This window comes from Phytoactinopolyspora endophytica, assembly GCF_004138495.1.
Lineage (GTDB): Bacteria > Actinomycetota > Actinomycetes > Jiangellales > Jiangellaceae > Phytoactinopolyspora > Phytoactinopolyspora endophytica.
Window position 1 is genome coordinate 12,885 of sequence record NZ_ML142881.1, and the last position, 2,713, is coordinate 15,597.

At 66.0% G+C, this 2,713-nt stretch carries 3 protein-coding genes and 1 pseudogene; 2 read left to right on the forward strand and 2 right to left on the reverse strand.

Annotated elements, in window-relative coordinates; translation table 11 throughout:
* The coding region (locus ELR45_RS40040) for an extracellular solute-binding protein (RefSeq protein ID WP_205857773.1) at positions 1–577 on the reverse strand (577 nt) is incomplete at its 3' end.
* Positions 578–973: 396 nt separating this feature from the next.
* Between ELR45_RS40040 and ELR45_RS33360 the strand changes: the two genes are divergently transcribed.
* On the forward strand, positions 974–1,660 hold the full coding sequence (locus tag ELR45_RS33360; RefSeq protein ID WP_129670133.1) for a spermidine synthase: 687 nt from the start codon (positions 974–976) through the stop codon (positions 1,658–1,660).
* Between the two features lie 42 nt (positions 1,661–1,702).
* Here the strand turns inward: ELR45_RS33360 and trhA are convergent, their stop codons facing one another.
* Positions 1,703–2,392, reverse strand: coding sequence for a PAQR family membrane homeostasis protein TrhA (trhA, locus tag ELR45_RS33365; RefSeq protein ID WP_129670134.1), 690 nt, complete (start codon positions 2,390–2,392; stop codon positions 1,703–1,705).
* Between the two features lie 158 nt (positions 2,393–2,550).
* Between trhA and ELR45_RS43145 the strand changes: the two are divergent.
* Positions 2,551–2,713 (forward strand): annotated as a pseudogene (locus ELR45_RS43145) (isoprenyl transferase); the annotation flags it as partial.

The window sequence follows — 2,713 nt, forward strand, 5'->3', positions numbered from 1 at the left end:
AGATGATATGGCCACCGGCCGACTCGACAAGTGCGTTGATCCACACCGTCAGCGCCTCCGCCCGGATGCCCTGGGCGCCGATGTACTTGTCCTGCTGGCGTGCCGCCTCGATGATCTGGTCCCAGGTGACGGGCTCGTTCTCCGGGTCGAGCCCGGCCTCCTCGGCCACCGACCTCCGGTACCAGAGAAGCTGGGTGTTGGCCCAGAACGGCACCGCCACCAGCTCGTCCCTCCACGTCGCGCTGTCAACGGCGCCCTGCACGGTGTTGTCGGTCACGGCCGTGGCGACATCCTCTGGGATCTCCGCGAGGAAGCCTGCCTCGGCGAACTCCGGAATGAACGGTGGGTCGAGGCTCATCAGATCGATCGAGCTGTCGTTCGCGGCAAGCCGGCGAGCGAGTTGCTCGCGCTGCGCGGAGGCTTCACGCGGCAGCAGCGTGGTCTCGATCCTGTAGGCACCCCCGGCTTCCTCGGTACACCGTGCGGCGATCTCCGTCTGGCCCCCGCTGTCGGCGTTGATGTACCACGTCAGGGTCGGCGGCCCGTCGTCGCTGCTACAGGCCACCATCGTTGTCATCGTGGCAAGTGCCACGGCCCAGACGGCGCTCTTCCTGCCCACATAAGCCTCCCGATGAACTCTTCAATCCCGCCGCCACCGGAAGGCGTTGGCCACGACTCCGGGACGACGTCGATGACTCAGGTGGTGATTAGTAGAACAGCTGACGAAGATTTTGGCGACCCTCCTGCGAAAGTTCTTCGGTCAACCGCTTTTCTTACCGGAAGACCGCTTCATGGCAGCACGCCGCTCCTGATGAAACGTTACAGTTCGGCGGATTCTGACACGAACTTTTCGAATCATGACCTGGCGGGTCATGGCAGGCCCACTACCCAGATACGCATACCGTCTGGCATCGGCGGTGATACGACGACGCCAGATGCCTCACCTCCGAGAGGCACGCCATAGGCTTGAACTGTGCACGAACCGCCCGAAACCGTTGCGCGCGGCGACGGCGTCGCCGGCGAACTCGCATTGCGCCGACGACACACAACCTCTGGCGAGGTCTACGAGCTGATCGTCAACGGCACGTTCCTCATGGACACTGCCGAGACCTCTACCGAACGACTACTGGCCGACGTCCTGCTCGACCGGCACGACTCGCCCCGCCGGGTGCTCGTCGGCGGGCTCGGCCTCGGGTTCACCGTCGACGCTCTGCTCGCCGATCCACGGGTAGAGCGGATCGACGTCGTCGAGCTCGAGCCGCTTCTCGTCGACTGGCTGCGGGCAGGCATGGTGCCGTCCGCCGACGTCACCATGAGCGACGCACGGGTGCGCCTGGAGATCGGCGACATCCACGACGTGCTCACCGCGGCGCCTCCGCACGCCTACGACGGGTTCCTGCTCGACGTCGACAACGGCCCAGGCTTCCTGGTGCGGGATGCGAATGCACAGGTCTACCGGCGTCCGTCACTCCGCGCCGCCGCGAGCGCCCTGACACCGGGGGGCGTGCTGGCTGTCTGGTCCGCCGCCCCGTCCGACCAGCTCGCCATCGCGCTCGCTGACACCGTCGGTGAGGTCACCGAGCTCACCCGAACCGTCCCCCGAGAAGGGCGTGAGGTGGACTACCACATATACCTGGCCAGGCGACCATACGCTGCGTGACCTGGCCCTCCCGGACAGACCGCCGACGGACCCTGGACGGTATCACGCAGCGGCGACCGCGCCGACACCGAAAGCTGCCAGCCAGATGCCGACATGATGACTGGCGAACCCCGCGAGCGTGAACGCGTGGAAGACCTCGTGGAACCCGAACCAACGTGGCGACGGGTTCGGCTTCTTCATCCCATACACCAGTGCGCCCAGCGTGTACATCAAGCCGCCGGCGATGATCAGCGTCACCACCGCGGTTCCTCCGTAAGACGCGAACTGCGGCAGCCAGAAGATCGCGGACCAGCCCAATGCGATGTAGATCGGCACATACAGCCATCGCGGCGCGTTGACCCAGAAGATCCGGAACCCCACGCCGAGTACAGCACCGGCCCAGACCAGCGTCAGCAACACGCGCGCCTGGTCAGACGGCAACACCAGCAGAGTGAACGGCGTGTAGGTGCCCGCGATGATCAGGAAGATGTTGGCATGGTCCAGCCGTTTGAGCACCGCCCGCACCCCGGGCGACCACCGTCCGCGGTGGTAGACGGCGCTCACCCCGAACAGCAGCGCCGCAGTGATCGTGTAGACCACCGCGCTGTAGCGGACCACGTCCGACGGAGCGAGCACGATCAGCATCAGCCCGGCGACCACGGCGACTGGGAACGTTCCGGCATGCAGCCAGCCACGAAGCTTCGGCTTCACGGCCGCGAAGGCGTCCCGCAGCTGCTGCGCGTCGATCGACATGTCTCCTACGGTAAACCAGCCGGGCCGCCGCCGCGTCTATCATAGGTACCGGAATCTCGAGACGACCGCGCGCCGACGTTCACCTGTGTCGCACAGCTACTAGCGGTAGTCTTCTCGTCCGGGGACGTAGATACGAGTCGTTCGGGAAGGAAACGCCCATGGGCCTGTCGGACGTGGTCTATCGGCTCTACGGGCGCAACCTGCAGCGGCAGCTTGAACCCGCCCGGTTGCCCGGCCACGTGGCCGTCATGTTGGACGGAAACCGCCGGTGGGCACGCGCATTCGGGGCGCCGACAGCGAGTGGACACCAAGCCGGCGCGG

Bases quoted from the DNA above. Each gene is read 5' to 3' on its own strand.
- trhA (WP_129670134.1), bottom strand. From the start codon at position 2,392: ATGTCGATCGACGCGCAGCAGCTGCGGGACGCCTTCGCGGCCGTGAAG.